At 43.2% G+C, this 2050-nt stretch carries 4 protein-coding genes; all 4 read left to right on the forward strand.

Annotation, left to right across the window (positions count from 1 at the left end):
- The first annotated feature begins 178 nt into the window (after positions 1-178).
- The 4 genes from JMF81_RS12720 to JMF81_RS12735 are packed head-to-tail and all read left to right on the forward strand — an operon-like array spanning position 179 to position 1918.
- Positions 179-1060 carry an Ig-like domain-containing protein gene (locus JMF81_RS12720; RefSeq protein ID WP_201311817.1) on the forward strand — a complete coding sequence of 294 codons (882 nt, stop codon included), beginning with the start codon at positions 179-181 and terminating at the stop codon, positions 1058-1060.
- On the forward strand, positions 1060-1449 hold the full coding sequence (locus tag JMF81_RS12725; RefSeq protein ID WP_201311818.1) for a PF13754 domain-containing protein: 390 nt from the start codon (positions 1060-1062) through the stop codon (positions 1447-1449). The genes JMF81_RS12720 and JMF81_RS12725 overlap by 1 nt, the downstream gene beginning before the upstream one ends.
- Positions 1446-1721, forward strand: a complete 276-nt coding sequence (locus JMF81_RS12730) for a hypothetical protein (RefSeq protein WP_201311819.1) — start codon at positions 1446-1448, stop codon at positions 1719-1721. Before JMF81_RS12725 ends, JMF81_RS12730 begins: the two co-directional genes overlap by 4 nt.
- On the forward strand, positions 1718-1918 hold the full coding sequence (locus tag JMF81_RS12735; protein WP_201311820.1) for a hypothetical protein: 201 nt from the start codon (positions 1718-1720) through the stop codon (positions 1916-1918). Before JMF81_RS12730 ends, JMF81_RS12735 begins: the two co-directional genes overlap by 4 nt.
- Positions 1919-2050 lie beyond the last annotated feature (132 nt).

Below are 2050 nucleotides of genomic sequence, written 5' to 3' on the forward strand. Positions count from 1 at the left end.
AAGTATTTTTTGTCGGCTTTACCGCTCCGCATATCTCTACCAATTTTCCTATTTTTCGATAACGTGGCTTCCATCCGCTTGCGTATTCCACAAATCCACCAGAAATTGTAGGATAAATCCAATCTGTATCGATTAAATCTTTATTTAACACATAGATTATTAAAAATGGAGGTAAAACATGCTAAAAAAAGTAACAATAACCGCTTTTGGACAGGATTATACTTGTACCAAAGAGAGCGGAAATACATGGAAAGTATCAGTTGTCACACCAAATACATCGAGCTATAACCAGGAAGGGCATTATTATCCGATTGTGGTTAAAGCAGAAGATGAAGCTGGAAATGTCAAAACGGTGGATACCAACGATCAGACATTAGGAAATCTTTTAAAACTGGTAGTAAAAGAAACGGTTGCACCAACGATTAACATCACCAGCCCGACAGCTGGAACGAAGACGGCACAGAAGCGGCCAACAATAGCATTTACAATAACAGATAATGATTCTGGCGTCGATGAGTCTACCGTAAAGCTGAACTTTAACGGGCAGGAATATACGACATCCAACTTTACCAGGCAGGAAGTTTCTAGTGGATATAAATATGAATACACACCAGATACAGACCTTCCAGATGATGAGTATACAGCGACAGTCAATGCAAGTGATAATGATGGTAATGCAGCGACTCCAAAATCTGTAACCTTTGAGGTTTATGCCGCAGCTCCTACATTATCTGTGACAAGCCCGGCCGAAGATCTTGTGACAAATCAGCCGACCGTAGCTTACAGCGCAACAACAAATGGTGAGAGTCTGACAGTAAAAGTAAACGGCGTTCCTCAGACGGTTAACCTGTCTGGAGGCACAGCGACCGGAACACTGACGCTGAGCGAAGGAGAAAATACCATTATCTCCGCGGCAACGTCAGAAACGGGAATCGAAACATCTATTACAAGAACGGTAACTCTGGACACCAAAGCTCCTGTTATCTCTGCGATTGAGATTTCCGAAAATCCGGCCAATACCGGCGAGACAATCGTATTTACGATTACGGTAACAGACTAATGAAGCTGACAGGCAAGATAGAAGGCCAGCCAGTAGCTTTTGAACTGGTACGCCAGGAAGGGAGGACCTCTGTATTTTCTGCTGAGGTTCCTTCCAATCTGGACGGAGAGTACGTAGTGGAGCTGACAGCAGAAGATGATGCGGGGAATATTGCTTTTATATGTAAGTATTTGGTCACGATCGATTTGACGAATTTGTGTGTGCACCTGATGCCGCTGCAGGATTATGTCCTGGTCGATCAGGATCCGGTATATAAGCTGGAAGACATTTCAGGCGCATACAGCATGATTGATGTCAACACAGAATATGACCTACAGAATGTGTCTCCGGGCTACTGGCTGGAACCAATGTATCCGGAGTGTACCCTGAATTTAGGAGGGCGACTATGAAAGATAAGATTTTGGGAGAGGTGTTCCTAGTAAAGTTTTTAGTACATTCAACGAGCGGAGACTCATTCCATGTGCTATCAGCAAGTTACGAATTGAGCAACGAGAGCGGAGTGGAAGCGGAAGGGAATTGTACGATTACGGAAGAAGATGAAAGTACATATCTGTCCATGACACTGGAACCAAAGACGCACGGAAGGTATAAACTGCAGATCACCTTCACGATCGGAGAGTACACCTTCAAAAAGAGAGTAGAATTTGGGGTGAGAGCGTGATCAAATTTTGGGATGTACGAGTATCTCCGAATCCGACAACCACGAATCAAACGGTAGTGATAGAAGTGGATATCGATCAGGGTGGAGATTATCCGCATGATTATCCTTGGGAGTTGGTGCTGCCCAAAAAGAAGAAAATCTATCCAATGTTTGACCTGCCGTGTGATTTCAAAAGAGGTGGCGGAAATGGAGATTAGAGCAAGACCTAAGGGTCTTATTTTTTATGTAATGAATTAAAAAAGAGAATAGAAAGGAAAGTGAGGGCATGAAAAAAATGGCAAGCACGGTAATTGATACATACAATGCTATTACAGGAGCAGTGGTAGCAA

Source organism: Anaerostipes butyraticus (genome assembly GCF_016586355.1).
GTDB lineage: Bacteria > Bacillota > Clostridia > Lachnospirales > Lachnospiraceae > Anaerostipes > Anaerostipes butyraticus.

What these genes read in the sequence shown, in the direction of transcription:
- JMF81_RS12720 (WP_201311817.1), top strand. Translation starts at nt 179, where the DNA reads ATGCTAAAAAAAGTAACAATAACCGCTTTTGGACAGGATTATACTTGT.
- JMF81_RS12725 (WP_201311818.1), top strand. Translation starts at nt 1,060, where the DNA reads ATGAAGCTGACAGGCAAGATAGAAGGCCAGCCAGTAGCTTTTGAACTG.
- JMF81_RS12730 (WP_201311819.1), top strand. Translation starts at nt 1,446, where the DNA reads ATGAAAGATAAGATTTTGGGAGAGGTGTTCCTAGTAAAGTTTTTAGTA.